This window comes from Myxococcus sp. MISCRS1 (assembly GCF_026626605.1).
Lineage (GTDB): Bacteria > Myxococcota > Myxococcia > Myxococcales > Myxococcaceae > Myxococcus > Myxococcus fulvus.
Genome location: NZ_JAPNKB010000001.1, coordinates 4859951 through 4877517, shown reverse-complemented (window position 1 = coordinate 4877517; position 17567 = coordinate 4859951). Strand labels below are relative to the sequence as shown.

Genomic DNA, 17567 nt, shown 5'->3' with positions numbered 1-17567 from the left:
TCTGTGGGCGACCTCGTGAATTCATGGGCTTGAAATGTTGACTTGGGCTCCGGTGCCCGAGTGGGAGGAGGTAGGGGCTGGAGCATCGACGCTCCAGTTCTCGAGGGTTGGGAGGCTAAAAGCGGGGAAGTCGGGGTTGGCACGCATGGTGCTCAGGGCACGCCGCACCGCCGCTCCCGAGGACGGGTGCGGAGCGCAGAGCTGCTGATCCCCTCTCAAGGAGCTCCCATGCACGTGTTGAGTAAGACGTTCGCGGCCACCGCCGCGGCCCTGGCCCTGTCTGCGTGTGGTCCGCAGCAGGAGGCGCCGCCGCCGGAGGCCCCGCCTTCCACGGAGGTGCCCTCGGGCGCGGCGGACGACGCGGCCCGCGCCATCGCGGACCAGGCGCGCCGCACCCCCAGCGAGCTGGACGCGCTGTTCGCCCAGGCGGCGAAGGAGTTCGACGTCCCGGTGAGCCTGCTCAAGGCCATCTCCTACACGGAGACGCGCTGGGAGCACGTGAAGGGCGAGGAGGAGTTCGAGGGCCGTCCCGCGGCGTTCGGTCTGTTGGCCCTGCGCGGTGAGAAGATCACCCAGGGCGCGGCGCTGGCCGGTGTGACGGAGGACCAGGTGCGCGGTGAGCCGCTGGCCAACCTGCGCGCGGGCGCGGCGCTGTTGTCCAGGCACGCGGCCGAGGCCGGCATCGACCGGAAGGATTTGGGCGCGTGGGCTCCGGTGGCGGTGGCGCTGACGGACATCTCCGACCCGGACGTGCAGGCGTACTACGTCCACAACGAGGTCTACGCCACGCTGCGCGACGGCGCGGGCGCCTTCACGCCCGAGGGCAAGGTGGCCGTGTCGCTCGAGGGCGCGGCGGTGGAGGCGAAGTTCGCGCTGCCGAGGATGCAGGCGCTGGCGGCGGGCCCGGACTACGCGGCCTCCATCTGGCGCGCGTCGCCCAACTACAACGCGCGTCCGTCCGGCACCAACGTGTCGATGATCATCATCCACACCTGTGAGGGCGGCTACTCCGGGTGCTGGGGCTGGCTGACGAACTCCGCGGCGGGCGTGTCCGCGCACTACGTGGTCAACGAGAGCGGCAGCGAGATTTCGCAGCTGGTGCGTGAGTCCAACCGCGCGTGGCACGTGGGCGCGTCCTACGACTGCAACCTCAACGGCAAGGTGGACTGCGGCCTCCAGGGCACGTCGGTGAACCACTTCTCGGTGGGCATCGAGCACGGCGGCTTCGCCAGCCAGTCGTCCTTCCCGGCCGGGCAGATCGACGCGTCCGCGAAGCTGTCCTGCGACATCACCAAGGGGCAGGGCATCGTCCGCGACAGCTACCACATCGTCGCGCACGGCCGGCTCCAGCCCGCGTCCCGCACGGACCCGGGTCCGAACTGGCCGTGGAGCAGCTACATCAGCAAGATCAAGAGCTACTGCGGTGACGGCGGCACGCCCACGGGCACCATCGTCGTGGACAGCCACAACGCCAACAACGACACGAGCAAGGCGCGCGCGGACGTGCCTGCCTCGTGGGCGGCCGGCACCAGCGCGGGCTACTACGGCAGCGGCTACTACTACGCCTCCACGCAGCCCATCTCGGAGCCGGTGGTGTTCAACTTCTACCTGGCCTCGGCCGGCACGAAGACCATCGACGCGTGGTGGGTGGCGGGCACCAACCGCTCCCCCGCGGCGCCCTTCATCATCAACCACGCGGGCGGCAATGCGACGGTGACGAAGAACCAGCAGACCGGCGGCAGCGCGTGGAACACGCTGGGCACGTACTCGTTCAACGCGGGCTGGAACACGGTGCAGCTGAGCCGCTGGGCCACCGAGGGCTACGTCGTCATGGCGGACGCCATCCGGGTGCGGTGACGTGAGGGTGCGAGGCCTCGAACGGATGCCGCGTTCCTGGCCGTGGTGGGCGCGGTGGAGTCTCACCGCGCTCGCCGTGCTCGGCGTCGGATGTTCCGGCCGGTGTGGCGGGACGTCGGGCGCCGGGCCGCTGTCGAAGGAGGAGGCGCGCGCCATCCCCGGCGCGGTGGTCTTCCTGTCGGAGCGGGCGGGTCAGAAGGACGTGTGGCAGGTGAGCCCTGACGGGACGGAGACGCAAATCACCAAGGGCCCCGAGGACGAGTACCCAGGTCCCGTGGCGCCGGATGGGAAGTCCCTGCTCGTGGTGGCGGTGCGGGAGCAGGGCGGGATGCAGTTCCAGCAGCTGCGCGTCCAGCCGCTCGCCGGTGGAGACGCGCTGCCGCTGCATGCGCCCCGGGCGCGCTCGCGCAACGCGAGCTGGGCGCCGGACGGCACGTGGCTGGTGGCCGAGTCGGACGCGCAGGGCTTCAGCGACCTGGTGCGACTGGAGCCGCGCGAGGGTGTGCAAGAGGTGCGGCTGACGCAGGTGAAGGAAGGCTGCTTCGAGCCCGCCATCTCCCCGGACGGTCAGGAGGTGGCCTTCGTGTGCAGCCGCGAGGGCGACCCGGAAATCTACGTGACGAAGGCGGACGGGACGGCCGAGCGGCGCCTCACCGCGTTCCATCGCGAGGACCGCTCCCCGGGTTGGAGTCCGGACGGGAAGTGGCTCGTCTTCATCAGCGACCGGGAGAACCGGGAGCGGCTGTACCTGGTGCGGCCGGATGGCTCGGAGCTGCGCGCGGTGTCGGGCGAGCACTTCTCCGGTGACGAGCGCGAGCCGGCGTTCAGCCCGGACGGCCAGACGCTGGTGTACGTGAGCCGGGCGTCGGATGGCAGAAGCCGCATGTGGCGCGTGCCCGTGGCGGGCGGCGTGCCGGTGGCGCTGACGGACGGCCAGCGGCGCGACGACATGCCGGCGTGGAGCCCGGATGGGAAGTACCTGGCCTTCGTGTCGGAGCGCGAGGGGAACACGGACGTGTACCTGATGCGCGCTGATGGCAGCGGCCAGACGCGCCTCACCACCGCCCAGGCGCCGGACTGGCTGCCGCGCTGGGTGGCGCGACGGTAGGGCTCACTCCTCCAGGCCCTTGGGTCCCATCTCTTCCTCGGGAGGGTGGGGCTCGGGGCCCTGGGGCGTGGCGGGCAGGCTGAAACAGAAGGTGGAGCCCTGACCCGGCTCGCTCTCCACCCAGATGCGTCCGCCGTGGGCCTCGATGATGAGCCGGCTGATGTAGAGGCCCAGCCCCAGGCCCTGCGTGTCGGACGCGCTGCCCTGACGGGTGCGGAAGTACTTGTCGAAGACGTGCTCCGCGTCCTCGCGCGCCAGGCCCGGGCCCTCGTCGCGCACCGCCACCACGACGTGGTCCTCCGTCGAGGCGGACACGCGCACGTGGATGGGGCGCCCGGCGGGGCTGTACTTGGCCGCGTTGCCCAGCAGGTTGGTGAGCACCCGCTCCAGTCGCGCGGTGTCCACCCACGCGAGGGGCACGGGTGGGGCGACCTCCAGCAGGAAGCGCTCGCGCAGGTCCGGCGGGACGTCGCGTTCGAGCACGCCTTCCAGGAAGCGCACCACGTCCGTCGGCTCGCGGCGCAGCTCCACGCGGCGGGACTCCAGGCGCGAGCCCTCGAGCAGCTCTTCAATCATGGACTTCATCCACTCGACGTTGCGGAGGATGGCCTCGGTGAGGGCCTCCTCGCGCGCCATGCCGCGCTCCTTCAGCGCGTGGGTGAGCAGGCTGGCGCGCAGGGTGATGCCCTGCAGGGGATTGCGCAGGTCATGCGAGATGAGGCTCACGTACTCCTCGCGCAGGCGCTCCAATTCGTGGCGGGTCGTCAGGTCCTGGCCGGTGACGACCACGCCGCGCGGCTCTCCCTGGGGGCCGAACACCGGCGCGGCGGTGATGAGCACGGGCGTCGTCCCGCCATCGGGCCGCGTGATGAGCAGCTCCTCGGGGCCCACGACCTCGCCGGTCCGCACCGCTCGGGTGGAAGGCAGGTCCGCCATCGTCAACGGACGTCCGTCGAGATGTCTCAGCCGGTCCAGATAGGCGCCACGCCTGGGGTGCTCCGGCATCGGGCCGAGCATCGCCTGCGCGAAGGGATTGGCCAGCAGCAGCGAGTCCCGCCTCGGGTCCGTGAAGAGCACGCCCACGGGGGCGTGGTTGATCACGGCCTGCACGAGCCCGCGTTGCACCTCGGCCTCTTCGTGCGCCGCCTGGAGCCGGGCGGTGGCCTGCTCGCGCTCGGTGACGTCGCGCAGGACGACGAGCAGGCTGGGGCCCTCGGGGCCATGGACGTTCCGCAACCGGGCTTCCAGCGCAACCGGGGTGCCGTCCGCGCGTCGTCCGCGCAGGGCGCGCGCGGTGGAGTCTCCGTCCAGACGCTGGCCGCCGAAGAGTCCCTCGGGGACGAGCACCTCGACTCCGTGTCCGAGCAGGGCTTCTCGGGGGTGGCCGAACACGCGCTCCGCCTCCGCGTTGACGAAGCGCATCCGTCCGCTCGCGTCGACCATGAGCAGGGGCTCGGGGGTGGTCTCCAGCAGGCCGCGGTAGCGGGCCTCGGAGGCGGCGAGCGCGGCGGTGGCGCGGCGTTGTCCTGCTTCGAGCAGCTCCAGCGCGCGCGCCACCAGCAGCACGAGCACCGCGCCGCCCGCGCTGAGGAGCGTGGCGAAGAGAGGCAGCTTCGCCTCGCGTCCGAGCAGTCCCGCCAGATGGAGCAGGGCCAGGCTCGCGCCCAGCACGGTGGGGCCCAGCAGGGCGAGGGGCACCATCCGCCGCGCGAGGAAGCCGCCCAGCGAGTCCCGGGTGAGGCGCTCCGCCAGCCCTCGCTCGGGCCGCGAGCAGGGCACGCCCACGCCCAGCAGCAGCACGGCGATGGCGGTGTAGAGGCCCATGCTGCGCTGGGCCGGGAAGGTCTCTCCCGCCGCGCCGACGAGCGGGCCGAGCAGCAGGCCATTGAAGCCCAGGAGCGCCACCAGCACGGCCGCCATCACGAGCGCGTCGTTCCACGACAGTCGAGGCCCCTTGCGCTCGGGGAGGAGCATCGCGGTGCCGAGCAGGAGCAGGCACAGGGCGGTGAGCGGCGAGGGGCGGATGCGCAGGTCGAGCACGCCGGACGCCTGGGTGAAGAGCACGTCCAGGGGGCCCATGGGAGGCATGACGTCCTGCGCGGCGCTGACGCAGCCGATGAGCCACATGCCGGCGGCGCAGAGGGCGGACAGTCTCCGGCGCGCGAGGGAGGGGCGGGGAGTCGACCTCAGGGCCAGGGCCAGGCCGCCGAGCACGAGGGCCAGGCTGGTGCGAGGCGCGGTGACGGGTCTGCTATCGCCCTCGGGAAAGAGGGGGCGCGCCGAGAGCAGCCAGCCGGTGAGGGTGGCCAGTCCCAGCAGGAGGACGACCAGCGCCGCGACCCAGGCGAGTGCGCGGGCCACGCTCTGGTTGCGGGTCTGGCCCCCGCCATTCGGCTGCATCGGCGCCCCCCTGGGCCGCGCGGAGGTGGCGGTCGCGCGCGGACGATGTCGTCACCCGCGTCGGTCCTCCGACTCGCTCCTCACGCACCTGTCCGGGAGATGGATGCACATCGCGTCCGAGCCCCGCGTCGCACGGCGGGGCAGGGTGGACGCTCGGCTGCCCAGGCCGCCGCGCGCGGGGCTCGTGCGCCCAGTCAGGGCGCGGCGGGCGCGTAGATGCCGGGGTAGACGGTGAGCACGAAGCCCCACCCGGGCGCGACGGAGGCGTTGCGAGCCACGTACGTGTCGTCACCCTCGACGCCGAGTCGGAACGTCTCCGCGTCCAGGCCGGTGTGGACGTAGATGAACAATCCATCCGAGGACGTGCCGACCTGGTCGACGCCGTTGAAGTCCGCGGACGGGTAGAAGATGCGCTCGGCCAGCTCGCTCCGGTCCGGCACCACGCGCACGCCCGCGCGAGGCTGTCCGCTCGCATCGACGACGCGTCCCAGCACGAAGCCCGCGTCGCGCAACGTGCGGGCGCGGTCACTCGTCAGCCCGCGAAGGAGGGGCTCACCGAAGGTCGTGCTCAGCGCGTCATGGAACTGTTCGGGCAGGGCCCACACGCTCGCCTCGATGACGTCCGTGCGGGGGCGTGCTCCGGTGAAGACGCTGTCGTAGACGGGCGTGAGCGTGCGCACCAGGCCCGCGCCTTCCAGGCTCGTCGCCAGCCCCTGGTGGACCTCGCGGACGGGGACGTCCTCCACGGCGAAGGCGCCATCGGCTTCCACGGTGCCGGTGCCGAACGTGGGGTTGTCGTCATTCACCGCCACCCGGAGCGGCTCCTGGATGGCGATGGGGACTCCGTCCAACGTGGGCGTGGGTTGTCCCTGGGCGGCGAGCCATCGCTCGGCCTCGGGGAGCACGCGCGCGCGTCCGCTGACGCGGATGCGGAGGTTGTCCAGGTCCACCGACTCGGCATCCTCGGTCTGGAAGCCAGGGTCGGGGGCAGGGCCCCCGGAGCCACAAGCGGACGACGCGAGCCCGAGCAGTACACAAGAAGTCAGAAGAAAAGGGCGCTTCATCGCTCGCCAACATTTCCATGCCCTCTTCGCACGGCAATCCACCGCCGGGCTCTCCGTCCCCTGTTCGACGACTCGCCCCCACCCTGGAAAGCAGACACCGGGCCGCCCACCCGTCCGAGAGGGACGTGGGACGTGACCCGGTGTCTTGAATCCATCAACTCCGAGGCGCGCTCGCGCCATGTGTTTCAGGGCCAGCCCCGCCTCGGAAGCGAATCCAACAACCTCCGAGGTGCGCCTGGTGAGTCAGCACCCGCCGCCAGGTCCCTCGACTCCGAGACGCTCGCGGCCGGTGTGTCCCGTCGCCAGGTCCCTCGACTCCGAGGTGCTCGCGGCCGGTGAGTCAGCACCCGCCGCCAGGCCCATCGACTCCGAGACGCTCGCGGCTGGTGAGTCAGCACCCGCCGCCAGGTCCCTCGACTCCGAGGTGCTCGCGGCCGGTGAGTCAGCACCCGCCGCCAGGCCCATCGACTCCGAGGTGCTCGCGGCTGGTGAGTCAACACCCGCCGCCAGGTCCATCGACTCCGAGGTGCTCGCGGCTGGTGAGTCAACACCCGCCGCCAGGTCCATCGACTCCGAGGTGCTTGTGCCCGATGAATCAGCGCCAGCCGCCGCCGCTGCTCTTGGAGCCGGAGGAACCGGAGCGGCCACTCGGCGCCGAGGAACCACCGCCAGAGCTCCGACCGCCACCGCTGCTCGAGCCGCTGCTGCCACGCCCGCCACCGTTGCTCCAGCCGCCGCCACTGCTCCCGCCGCTGCTGCTGCCGCTGCTGCCGCGCCCGCCACCGTTGCTCCAGCCACCACCGCTGCTGCCGCTGCTCGAGCCGCTGCTGCCGCTGCTCGAGCCGCTGCTGCCGCGTCCGCCACCAGTGTTCCAGCCGCCGCCGCTGCTCCCACGTCCGCCGCTGTTCCCGCGGTCATTGCCACGGTCGTTATCGCGGTCATCGTCCCGGTCGTTGTCGCGGTTTCCGCGGCCGTAACCACCGCCGGAGTTGCCGCCGCCGCTCGGAGGCGTGCCGCCACCGCTGTTCCCGTACCCACCGCCGGAGCTACCACCGCCGCTCGGAGGCGTGCCGCCACCGTTGTTCCCATAACCACCGCCGGAGTTGCCACCACCGCTCGGAGGCGTGCCGCCGCCGTTGTTGCCGTAGCCGCCGCCGCTGTTGCCCCAGCCGCCGCCGTTGTTGCCGCGGTCGTCATCGTCGCGGTCCCGACCGTGGCCGCGTCCCGGACGCGAGCCACCGTTGTTGTCCCGCCCGTAGCCACCGCCGTTGTTGTTGCCCCCGCTGCTGCCCCAGCCACCACCGTTGTCGTTGTAGCGCGAGCCGCCGCGAGGAGGCTGCGTGCCCCAGCCCGTGCCACCCGGAGGCGGACGGTCATTGTCGCGAGGCGTGTAGTTGCGCGTCGTCGTCGGCCGCGAGCCGGGCCGCGTGTAGCTGTAGACCGCGGAGGCCGCGTGGGTCCGGTCGTACACGTAGCCGCGGTTGCGCTCCCAGCGGTACGCCCGACCCGAGGAGGGGTAGTAGTCGTGCGAGTGCCGCCCGTGGTGGTGGCACGCGACGCCCAGCGGATCCAGGTGGAAGTCCCAGTACCAGACCACCGCCGGACCCCGGTAGTAGTACACGTCGTCGGTGTACGTGTAATACGTCGTCGACGGCTGGTAGCCGTGCGAGTGCACGTGGTCATACGGGCACCAGCCACCGCCGTCGTCATCCGGAATGGGGTGGTAGCCCGAGTAGCTGTACTCGACCACCACGGCGCGGCGAGCGGCGGGGCCGTGATAGTGGGCGTAGCAACCCGTTCCCATCATCAGGGCCAGGGGGATGGCGAGTGCGAGCAATCGGCGCATGTGACGAGTCTCCCGCGCGAAGGGCCTCTGCAGCCAGTCCCCCTTCGCGACCACGGAATTCCAGACGCGCAGGCCCCGAGAAAATTCACGCCCCCACGCTTCCCGCCCGCCCGCCACCTGCTTAAGCGCCCCTGTGCCCTGGTGAACACAGGGCTGGCTGGTGTAGGTCCTTCACGCAAGGACGGCGCGAGTCGAGGCAGCCGGGGTGTTCCGGACCCGTCGCGCGAGGAGCAGGGCAATCATGTCGTATTCGGATGACGGAAGGGCGAGGGGCGCGACGTGCCCGCTGCACCCGGATGACCTCGCGCAGCGGACCTGTACGCGCTGCGGCAACTTCATGTGTGACACGTGCAGCGAGCGCGGCACGCAGTCGCACTGTCCCCCCTGTCGCGCCCGCGAGGGCCTGGGCCGGGACTTCCCGTTGGACCGGGACAACTGGTCCTTCAGCCGCCTGTTCGACGTGTGCCTGGACGCGTTCAAGCGCGAGTGGGTGATGCTCAGCGTCGGCGCGCTGCTCGTCTTCGCCGCGTCCATCGGCGGAAACCTCCTGTCCCAGATGTTCTCGTTCATCGGCGCCGCCACCGACAGCGTGGTCGCCATGGTGATGACGACGCTGGTGGGCATCGCGCTCACGTGGGTGATTCAGGGCGCGGTGACGCTGGGCTTCCTGCGCATGGCCATGGACGTGCTCCAGGGCCAGCGCGCGGACCTGGCGCGCGTGTTCTCCCAGTTCTCCAAGCTGGGCACCTACCTGCTCACGATGCTGCTGACGTTCGCGCTGGTGCTGCCGCTCGTGTTCGTCGGCCTGGGCATCCTGGTGGCCATCTTCGTCGCCGGCGCGGGAATCTCCCTGGCCGAGCTGAACTCCCTCTCCGAGTTCGACGGCGCGATGCGGGGCGTGTCGCCCGGTCTCATCGGCTTGATGGTGCTCGTGTCCGCGGTGCTCTACCTGGGCCCGGGCATGTGGCTGATGCTCCCGCTGGTCCTCGTGCAGCCCGCGCTGGCGGACCAGGAGAACCCCACCGCGCTGGAGACCCTGCGCCTGGCCTACACCCACGCCAAGGGCTTCCGGCTCTCCATCCTCGGCGTCCTGGCGCTGGGCGGCTTCATCGTGGCGTTGGGCTTCATCCTGTGCTGCCTGCCCGCGCTGCCCGCCATGGGCCTCTTCCAGCTGCTGCTCGCGGGCCTCTACCTGGCCATCAGCCGCGGCGGACGCCAGGAGCGCTTCGGCTGAAGCCGGAGGACCTGCAGCCCACGGGGCCCGCGCGGCAGGGCGGGCCCCGGTGACGGCTTCGGTGCTTCAGTGCACCAGCCGCTCTGAAGAACCCGAGCGCGGCACGGCCACCCGGCCCATGCAGGCCAGGATGTGCTCGCGGTACTCGGACAGCTCGCGCAGGCCGCACAACATCCAGCGCCCACCGATGACCAGCGTGGGCACGCCGCGCACGCCGCGCCCGGCCGCGTCGCGGTGCTCATCCAGGATGAGCCGGCGCGTCTCCTCGGAGCGGAAGGCGGCGGAGAACTCGTTCATCGCCAGGCCCACGCGCGACGCCAGCTCGAACACCACGTCCGGCCGCGACACGTTGACGCCCTGCTCCAGCGCCGCGCGCTGCATCGCCCGCGCGAGGAACATCCGCGCATTCGGACCCTGCAGCCGCGCGGCCTCCAGCGCCGCCAGCGCCGGCACGCTGCTGCGCGGCGGATCTCCGCCCAGCCACAGGTCCGTGGAGAGCAGTGGCGCGGTGAGGTCCGACTCGCGCTGCGCACGCTGCACTTCTTCCACGAGCCCGCGCTTCTCGCGCTCCGTGGGAAGCACGTCGTGAACGCGCAGAGGGTAGGGCCTCACGCTCCAGCGGACGGCGTCGCCGAACTCCTGGCGCAGTACGTCCAGGCGCAGGTCGGCGAGATAGCACCAGGCACAGAGCACGTCCTGGTAGACGGTAACCTGCAGCGGCTTGTGCAGCGTTTTCATGGGGGGCCGCCAGATTAGAGGCCACGCCGCGCCGCTGCCAACTCCCCATGACAACCGGCCCCTGAAGGCATTCCTGTGTTCCTGTGGAGCATGCAAGGTGCCTGCGGCCCCGGCTGCTCGCCTGCTTCAGGGCATGCGAGCAGTCTCGAACACGTCGTCCACTACTCGCCGGTCATCCGCGGAGCGCTGGCCTTCGCCGCCGCGTAAGCCAGCGCGTGCTCGACGATTTCTCCCGCGATGTCGCGCCCCGTCGCCCTCTCCAACCCCTCGAAACCGGGGCTGGAGTTGATCTCCATCAGCCGGGGACCCGCGTGGCCCTCCAGCATGTCCACGCCCGCCACCTCCAGGCCGATGATGCCCGCGGCCCGCACCGCCGCCTCCGTGTATGCCGCCGGAAGCTCGATTGCCTGCCCCTCTCCGCCGCGGTGGATGTTGGAGCGGAACTCGCCCTTCTTCGCGCGCCGCCGCATCGCCCCCACCACGCGCTGGCCCACCACCAGCGCCCGCACGTCCCGGCCCTCGCTCTCCGCGACGAACTCCTGGAGCACGATTTCCTGACCCAGGTCCCAGAACGTATCCAGGATGGTCTGCACCTCCGGCAGCGTGTGCGCAATCATCACGCCCACGCCCTGGGTGCCCTTGATGAGCTTGATGATGACGGGCAGCCCGCCCACCTCCTCCACCAGCTTCTTCACGTTGCTGCGGTCGTGCGCCATCACCGTGCGCGGGATGTCCAGTCCGGAACGCGACAGGAACTGCAGCGCGCGCAGCTTGTCCCGGCTGCGCGCGATGGAGGTCTGCGGGTTGAGCACCGGCACCCCCATCATCTCGAAGTGGTTCACCACCGCCAGCCCGTACGCGGTGATGGACGCGCCGATGCGCGGCACCACCACGTCCACGCCGCGCATCTCCACACCGCGGTAAGTCATGCGCGGCGTGCCCTGCGCGAGCAGCAGGCAGCAACGCAGCGTGTCCAGCACCAGCGGGCGGTGTCCCCGCTCCCGGATGGCCGCCACCAGGCGTCGGGTGGAGTACAGCGAGCGCTTCCGGGACAGGATGGCCACCGTCTTCTTCACGCGGCCACGACGCGGCGCGGGATGCTCGGGTGCCTTGGACCCAGGCATGGCCGGGGCCTTCTTCTGCTGGATTTTTCGGGGAGACATGGGCGGAGCAATCGAGCGTAGCACGTACCCGCGGACACAGGCGGCTGCGGGGGGCGCGTTTGCTATCCTCCCGTGACAGATGAGCGCGACAGATCCGCATCCCGACGACATCCACACCAGCCCCGGAGATGCCGCCGGGTTAGACCTCGCCCACTCCCCGTTGTTGGGAGAGACGCTCGTGGTGGACCCGCGCACCACGGTGAAGCTCCACAAGTGCCGGCTGGCCGTGACGTCCGGGCCGGACACGGGCCGCTCCGTGGTGAGCGACAAGGAGCGCCTGCGCTGCGGCGCGCACCCGGGCAACGACCTGATTCTGGTGGAGGACCGCACCGCCAGCCGTCACCACTTCGAAATCCAGTTCACCGAGCGCGGCTACCTGCTCGTGGACCTGGGCTCCACCAACGGCACGTTCCTGGACGGGCGCAGGATTGAGCGCGCCTACCTGTCACCGGGCTCGCAGATTCGCGCGGGCTCGTCGGTGCTCACCTTCGCGCCGCTCGACGAGGAGGTCACCGTCGAGCCGGACCGCGACGGCGAGCTGTGCGGCATGGTCGGCCAGAGCATGAAGATGCGCCAGATATTCGGGCTCATCAAGAAGATCGCCCCGCTCGACGTGTCCGTCATCATCCAGGGCGAGACGGGCACCGGCAAGGAGCTCGTCGCCCGCGCCATCCACGAGCTGTCGGGCCGCAACAAGTCCCCCATGGAGGTGCTCGACTGCGGCGCCATTCCGCCCAACCTCATCGAGAGCGAGCTGTTCGGTCACGAGAAGGGCGCCTTCACCGGCGCGGTGAGCGGACGGCCCGGCGCCTTCGAGCGTGCGCACGGCGGCACCATCTTCCTGGACGAGCTGGGCGAATTGCGCCTGGACCTTCAGCCCAAGCTGTTGCGCGTGCTGGAGAACCACGAGGTGCGCCGCGTGGGCGGCAACGACGTCATCGAGGTCAGCTGCCGCGTCATCGCCGCCACCAACCGCGACCTCATGAAGGAGATACAGGCCGGCAACTTCCGCGAGGACCTGTACTTCCGCCTCTCCGTCATCACCATCCAGCTGCCCCCGCTGCGCCAGCGCCGCGACGACATCCCCCTCATCCTCAAGGGGGCCCTCGCCGCCCCCGACGTCGTCCAGAAGCACGGCAAGAAGCGCTTCTCCGCCGAGGCCATGGGCCTGCTCATGGCCTACCCCTGGCCCGGCAACGTCCGCGAGCTCATGAACGTCCTGTCGCATGTCTTGACGTTCAGCGAGGGTGAAGAAATACAGCCCTCGAGCCTTCCTCCGCGCGTGCGGGGTCAGGCGCGGGAGGGCCCGCTGCCGTTCAACGAGCACCTCTCCTTCAAGGACGCCAAGGAGCAGCTGCTGGAGAACTTCGAGCGCGAGTACGTCACCAGCGTGCTCACCCGCTGCGAGGGGAACCTCTCCCGGGCCGCGCGCGAGAGCGGCCTGCACCGGAAGTCCATCGAGCGGCTGGTGAAGAAGTATCAGCTCGACACCAAGGGCATGAAGCCGCGCTGACCCTGGGGGTGTTTCCACCCCGCCCCCGGCGCATGTGACAGACATGAGACATGACGCGCTCGGTCTGTAGCGCCCACTGACAGACATCCCGCCCCCACGGGCAAGTTGACGTATGTCCTCCCGGGGAGAACTCCCGGGAAACTGCGTGCTGCCATGAATTCCTACCCCCGAGGGAATGGTGGCCAGTCAGGACAGGCGATGGTGGAGGCGGCCCTCACGCTTCCATTGGTCGTGTTCTTGTTGCTGGGCACGCTGCAGTTGTTCCTGATGCTGCAGGCGCGCGTGTTGGCGCATTACGCGGCGTTCCAGGCCACCCGTGCGGGCAGCATCGCGCATGGCGAATGCGAGCGGATGACGCATGCGGCCATCCTCGCGTTGATACCTTCGTTCCATTCGTTCCTGGGTCTGTCGAGCGCGACGGACGAGGTGCGGCATGGCGGAGGAGGCGGCGCGCCGGCGAAGCTCGCGGCGGCGTTCGCGGCGCGGCGGGACAACCGCTACCGCGGCGGCCTGGACGGCGTGCACACGGGCAGCATCGTGTGGATCAACCGCGCGCTGGTGGGCGGCGGCATCGACGGGCCGCAGGACCGCGCGTTCGATGATCCAGGCCACTTGAGGCGCCTGGAGGTCCAGCTGGTCTACTGGTACCCGATGCGCATCCCGTTCGCGAACTGGGTGATGTCGCGCATGTTCATGGCGCAGGCGGGCATCGAGGACTACACGGCGGCCAACCCGCTGATGCCCGCGGAGGCGAACGCGAACTGGAACCAGGGGGAGTTCACCTCGCCCATCCAGCTGGCCTCGGACGTCCGCTCGGAGCTCGCCGCGCGCGTGGCCCGCCAGCAGTACGTGTTCCCCATCGAGACCAGCTTCACCATGCGGATGCTGACGCCCGCCAAGCGGCGCCACTTCGCCACCATGGATTGCCCCCGATGACACGCGCCCATTCCCGTGGTCAGACGATGGTGCTGTTCGTGCTGGGCACGCTGCTCATGGTGCTGATGGTGAGCCTGACGCTCTCCTTCTCCATGAAGGTGCGCGAGCGCATCGAATTGCAGACGGTGACGGACGCGGCCGCGTACTCCAACGCCGTGGCCACCGCGCGCACCTTCAACAACATCGCGGTCATCAACCGCGCGCAGATTGGCCACGCGGTGGCGCAGGCGGGCGCCACCAGCCTGGTGAGCTGGGCCAGCCTCTACCGCGCGCAGCTCAACGCCGCGAACACGGGCTTCGGCATCGGCAAGAAGCCCTACCAGCTGGCCCAGGCCACCGGCTGTCCCTGCGCGCCCAAGAGCTCCTGGTGCCGGCAGAAGTGCCGCTGCGGCAGGAAGGGCGTGTCGGACCTGAGCATGCTCCAGATGCAGCTGCGCATCGAGCAGGCCCGCGTGGAGGCCGTGTTCCAGTCCATGGAGCCCATGGTCAACCTGCAGATGCTGTCGCACCAGATTGCCCAGGGCGTCTTCTACGCGGCCCAGCAGCAGAACTACCAGGAGCTGCGCGACGCGGTGGACGACCAGGCCTTCGCCAACCGCATCCTCGGCAACGTGGTGGGCCGTGGGCGCAACCCCCAGGACGCCGCCTGGCGCGTGCCGGACGTGGGCAACGTCAACGAGAACGAGCTCTCCGGCGGCGTCGCCTGCACGGGCGATGGCGCCGTCTGTGATTTGCCGCTCACCGTCGCGCACGCCGTCAACGCGGCCATGGGCAGCCGCGGCTTCCACTTCGTCACCCACCGGCAGTGGCGGCTGGGCGACTACACCGCGCACCAGGCCAACCTGGACTTCGTCATCTGGTTCCCCGACGAGGTGGTGGTGCTGCCGGACACCAACGGCACCACCTACTTCGGCAAGCCGGGCCGGAAGATGCCGCTGCTCCCTCCGTACGCGCCGGCGCTCACGGGCGACGACACGGGCCGCATCGGCTGGATGTACGACCACCTGCTGCACGGCGGCAACCCGGTGGCCTGTCCCGCGAGCGTCGCGGGGGTGCAGTCCACCAAGGCCTCGCTGGTGACGTCCGGCGGCATCATGCCGCGCCCCGAGCACACCTGGACGGGAGGCAGGGACCCGGGCGGCCCGTTCAACCACATGCTGGTGCCGTGTCTGGGCGGGCCCTCGTCGTGCCCCGGCATCTGGCCGCCGTTCCTCGACTACAACGTCGTGCGCGTCAACAACGACGACAACAACTACGGGCAGCCGAAGAACTTCGCCGTCGTGCAGCGCGACCTGATGGCACGCAGGCTGGACCCGTGGGACCTGTCCTTCCGCTACCGCTTCGAGTCGGGCGGTGGGGGCAACGTGTATGACGCCCGCAGCTTCAACCTGGCGGACGGCACGCCCAACAACACGCAGACGGCGCTGTCCACGGGCATCGCCTACTACCACCGCGGGCAGAGCCTGGGCTTCCACCACTGGAGCGAGCCGCCCAACCTGCTCAACCCCTACTGGCGCGCCACGCTCGTGGGCGCGGACGTGGATGAGGACGGGGTGGGGGACGCCATCGACACGCTGGGGCTGAGCGCGCCCGTCGCGGCACAGACCTTCCGCGAGCTGCGCAACGCGGGCTTCAAGGGGCTCCAGAGATGAACGCTCGTCACGCACGTCGCTCGAAGTCCCGCGCGGCCCGGGGGCAGGCCCTGCTGGAGGCCGCCATCGGCGTCACGCTCTTCGTCACCATCGTCGCCTTCGGCATCCACTTCGCGGAGGTGGGCTTCCTGTCGCTGAAGGTGCAGGAGGCCGCGGTCTCCGCGCTGTGGGACGGCACGCACGGGCAGATGCACCACATCCCCGTCACGTACACGCAGGCGGGCAGCTCCATGCGGGACGCGGCCGCGAGCGCGCAGGAGCGCTACGCGGACTTCAAGGGCCTGTCCTCCACGCCTGGCGGGGGCCGCGTCACCATGGCCTTCACCCGCGGCACCGGCATGCAGGTGAGCTGCGGCATGGACGCGGGCGTGGGCTGGGCGGGCGCCATCGCCACGCGTCTGGTCTACCGGGACAACGGCGGCACCGCGTGTGGTGCCTCGGCCACGTTGAGCGCGTGGCGCTTCCCCCGCTCGTTCCTGGACGGGCCCGATGACGGCGCGCTGTACCAGAAGCAGAACCTGGACGACTCGCTCGCCAACCTGCAGGTCTGCGCGGTGGGGCGCGCGGTGGGCGGTGCGTGCCAGGGCCGCTTCTCCATGCTCGTGGACGACTGGGGGCTCGCGGGCGCGCTGGAGTCCGCCACGTGCAACATCCTCATGCAGGACCAGCTCATCCCCTGCACCAACGTGCCCTTCCACGCGGCGGCGTGGTCCACGTACGCGCCCACGACGCTGCCCATCCAGGCGTCCGCGAGCAACCTGGCGGAGGCCACGCTGTTCTGGAACCCGCTGCCGCCGACGGCGCTCGCCATGGTGGGCCTGGGCATGAAGGAGCACACCTTCTGGATGAGCGCCGCGGGTGAGGACGTCGTCAACTTCGTCCAGACGCCCCCGCCCATGGACCCCATCTCCCGCTTCTGGCCCACCACGCCCGGCTCCTACATCGGGCTCACCACGTTCCCGTACAGCCTGGCGCACGCGCAGCGCTTCGGCAACGGCGCCTGCTTCCTCGGAAGGGATTGTGATTGAGATGACGCGAGGACTCCTCTCCTGGACCCGGGGTACCTTCCTCCTCGTCGCCGTGCTGACGGCCGGCCTGGCGCGGGCGGATGGCAGTCAGTGCAGCGCCGATTGCGTCACCAAGTCGGACGCGATGATGCGCTCGTGCATCGACAAGTGTCCCCCGCCCCCGGACGACCCGACCCGGCCCGGGCCCTTCCAGTCCTGCATGTCGCGCTGCCAGGAAAAGCAGGAGAAGAAGTTCGCGGAGTGCTCGGAGCGCTGCGTGGACCCGGAGGGAATCGAGACACCGCGCAAGGGCAAGAGCGGGCGCGTGCGCTAATCGGAGCGAGTGATGACCCACGCGAAGAGCTGGCTGCGATGCGCGGTGATGGGAGTGATGCTTGCGTCCGGTGTCGCGGCCGCGCAGCGCACGCCGTTCAAGTGGGAGGTGCCCGGCGTGGTGGGCGTGGTGGACGTCTCCGCGCCGGTCATCGCCAGCGGCATCCCGGTGAAGATGACGGCGGTGCGCAGCAAGGAGCGGCCGGAGGTCATCCTGCGCTCGCTCGTGGACCGCTTCCTCGTCTGGGGGCTGCACGTGCCCGCGGCCTCGCGCCAGCCGCAACTGCTGCGTGAGCCGATGATCACCGCGCTCGATACGCGCGAGTTCATCTCGTACACGGCCATCGTCCAGCCCAACCCGGACGGCACGACGACGGTGTTCCTGGGACAGGCGGACCTGTCCAAGGCGCCGCGCGTCCAGTCCAGCGTGGCCCCGGTGTACCCGGGCGGCTCGGGGCTGTTGCAGTCGGAGATGGAGGGAGCGCGCACGCTCGTGTACTCGGCGAGCGCCAGGGCGTTGGACGTGGAGGTCTACTACCGCAACGAGCTTTCGCAGGCGGGCTTCGAGGAGGTGGAGCCGATGCTCTTCCGCTCCTCGCAGGACGAGCTTCATGTCCGGGTGACGCCGGCCAAGGAGGGCAAGGTGTCCGTCGTCGTCGTGCGACGGGGCGTCGCGCCCGAGGAGGCGCCGAAGCCGGCCGGTGATTGAAAGCGCC

Annotated in this window: 14 protein-coding genes; 9 read left to right on the top strand and 5 right to left on the bottom strand. The window is 70.4% G+C overall.

What is annotated here, in order from left to right; genetic code table 11:
• Window positions 1-228 precede the first annotated feature (228 nt).
• Both OWM54_RS19175 and OWM54_RS19170 read left to right on the top strand, forming a co-directional pair.
• Complete coding sequence (locus OWM54_RS19175; RefSeq protein WP_267698421.1) at window positions 229-1857, top strand: N-acetylmuramoyl-L-alanine amidase; 1629 nt, start codon at window positions 229-231, stop codon at window positions 1855-1857.
• 25 nt (window positions 1858-1882) lie between these two features.
• Entirely contained in the window at window positions 1883-2965 is a 1083-nt protein-coding gene (locus tag OWM54_RS19170; RefSeq protein WP_267698420.1) for a TolB family protein, read from the top strand.
• A gap of 3 nt (window positions 2966-2968) precedes the next feature.
• On the opposite strand, the gene OWM54_RS19165 is transcribed toward OWM54_RS19170, so the two are convergent.
• The 3 genes from OWM54_RS19165 to OWM54_RS19155 all read right to left on the bottom strand — a co-directional run bounded on the left by OWM54_RS19165 (window position 2969) and on the right by OWM54_RS19155 (window position 8275).
• Complete coding sequence (locus tag OWM54_RS19165; protein WP_267698419.1) at window positions 2969-5365, bottom strand: sensor histidine kinase; 2397 nt, start codon at window positions 5363-5365, stop codon at window positions 2969-2971.
• Window positions 5366-5559: 194 nt separating this feature from the next.
• Window positions 5560-6315, bottom strand: a complete 756-nt coding sequence (locus OWM54_RS19160; protein WP_223782209.1) for a carboxypeptidase regulatory-like domain-containing protein — start codon at window positions 6313-6315, stop codon at window positions 5560-5562.
• A 709-nt stretch (window positions 6316-7024) separates the two neighbouring features.
• The gene (locus OWM54_RS19155; RefSeq protein ID WP_267698418.1) at window positions 7025-8275 is read right to left on the bottom strand and encodes a hypothetical protein; all 1251 of its coding nucleotides are present in this window, start codon (window positions 8273-8275) and stop codon (window positions 7025-7027) included.
• Window positions 8276-8516: 241 nt separating this feature from the next.
• Between OWM54_RS19155 and OWM54_RS19150 the strand changes: the two genes are divergently transcribed.
• The gene (locus OWM54_RS19150; protein WP_223782211.1) at window positions 8517-9509 is read left to right on the top strand and encodes a hypothetical protein; all 993 of its coding nucleotides are present in this window, start codon (window positions 8517-8519) and stop codon (window positions 9507-9509) included.
• Between the two features lie 66 nt (window positions 9510-9575).
• Here OWM54_RS19150 and OWM54_RS19145 read toward each other — a convergent pair whose 3' ends face one another.
• Window positions 9576-10247 carry a DsbA family oxidoreductase gene (locus OWM54_RS19145; protein WP_046710549.1) on the bottom strand — a complete coding sequence of 224 codons (672 nt, stop codon included), beginning with the start codon at window positions 10245-10247 and terminating at the stop codon, window positions 9576-9578.
• A 161-nt stretch (window positions 10248-10408) separates the two neighbouring features.
• Window positions 10409-11410, bottom strand: a complete 1002-nt coding sequence (locus OWM54_RS19140) for an ATP-grasp domain-containing protein (RefSeq protein ID WP_267698417.1) — start codon at window positions 11408-11410, stop codon at window positions 10409-10411.
• 79 nt (window positions 11411-11489) lie between these two features.
• Between OWM54_RS19140 and OWM54_RS19135 the strand changes: the two genes are divergently transcribed.
• From OWM54_RS19135 to OWM54_RS19110, 6 genes are all read left to right on the top strand, one after another.
• A complete protein-coding gene (locus tag OWM54_RS19135) occupies window positions 11490-12923 on the top strand; it encodes a sigma 54-interacting transcriptional regulator (protein WP_194869094.1) in 1434 nt (477 codons plus the stop codon).
• Between the two features lie 153 nt (window positions 12924-13076).
• Window positions 13077-13859 carry a TadE/TadG family type IV pilus assembly protein gene (locus OWM54_RS19130; protein WP_141324167.1) on the top strand — a complete coding sequence of 261 codons (783 nt, stop codon included), beginning with the start codon at window positions 13077-13079 and terminating at the stop codon, window positions 13857-13859.
• On the top strand, window positions 13856-15511 hold the full coding sequence (locus tag OWM54_RS19125; protein ID WP_267698416.1) for a TadE/TadG family type IV pilus assembly protein: 1656 nt from the start codon (window positions 13856-13858) through the stop codon (window positions 15509-15511). The genes OWM54_RS19130 and OWM54_RS19125 overlap by 4 nt, the downstream gene beginning before the upstream one ends.
• A complete protein-coding gene (locus OWM54_RS19120) occupies window positions 15508-16539 on the top strand; it encodes a pilus assembly protein (RefSeq protein ID WP_267698415.1) in 1032 nt (343 codons plus the stop codon). The genes OWM54_RS19125 and OWM54_RS19120 overlap by 4 nt, the downstream gene beginning before the upstream one ends.
• Before the next feature lies 1 nt (window position 16540).
• Window positions 16541-16852, top strand: a complete 312-nt coding sequence (locus tag OWM54_RS19115; RefSeq protein ID WP_267698414.1) for a hypothetical protein — start codon at window positions 16541-16543, stop codon at window positions 16850-16852.
• 12 nt (window positions 16853-16864) lie between these two features.
• Window positions 16865-17560: a hypothetical protein gene (locus tag OWM54_RS19110; protein ID WP_223782214.1), complete on the top strand. Its 696-nt coding sequence runs from the start codon at window positions 16865-16867 to the stop codon at window positions 17558-17560.
• Window positions 17561-17567: the final 7 nt, after the last annotated feature.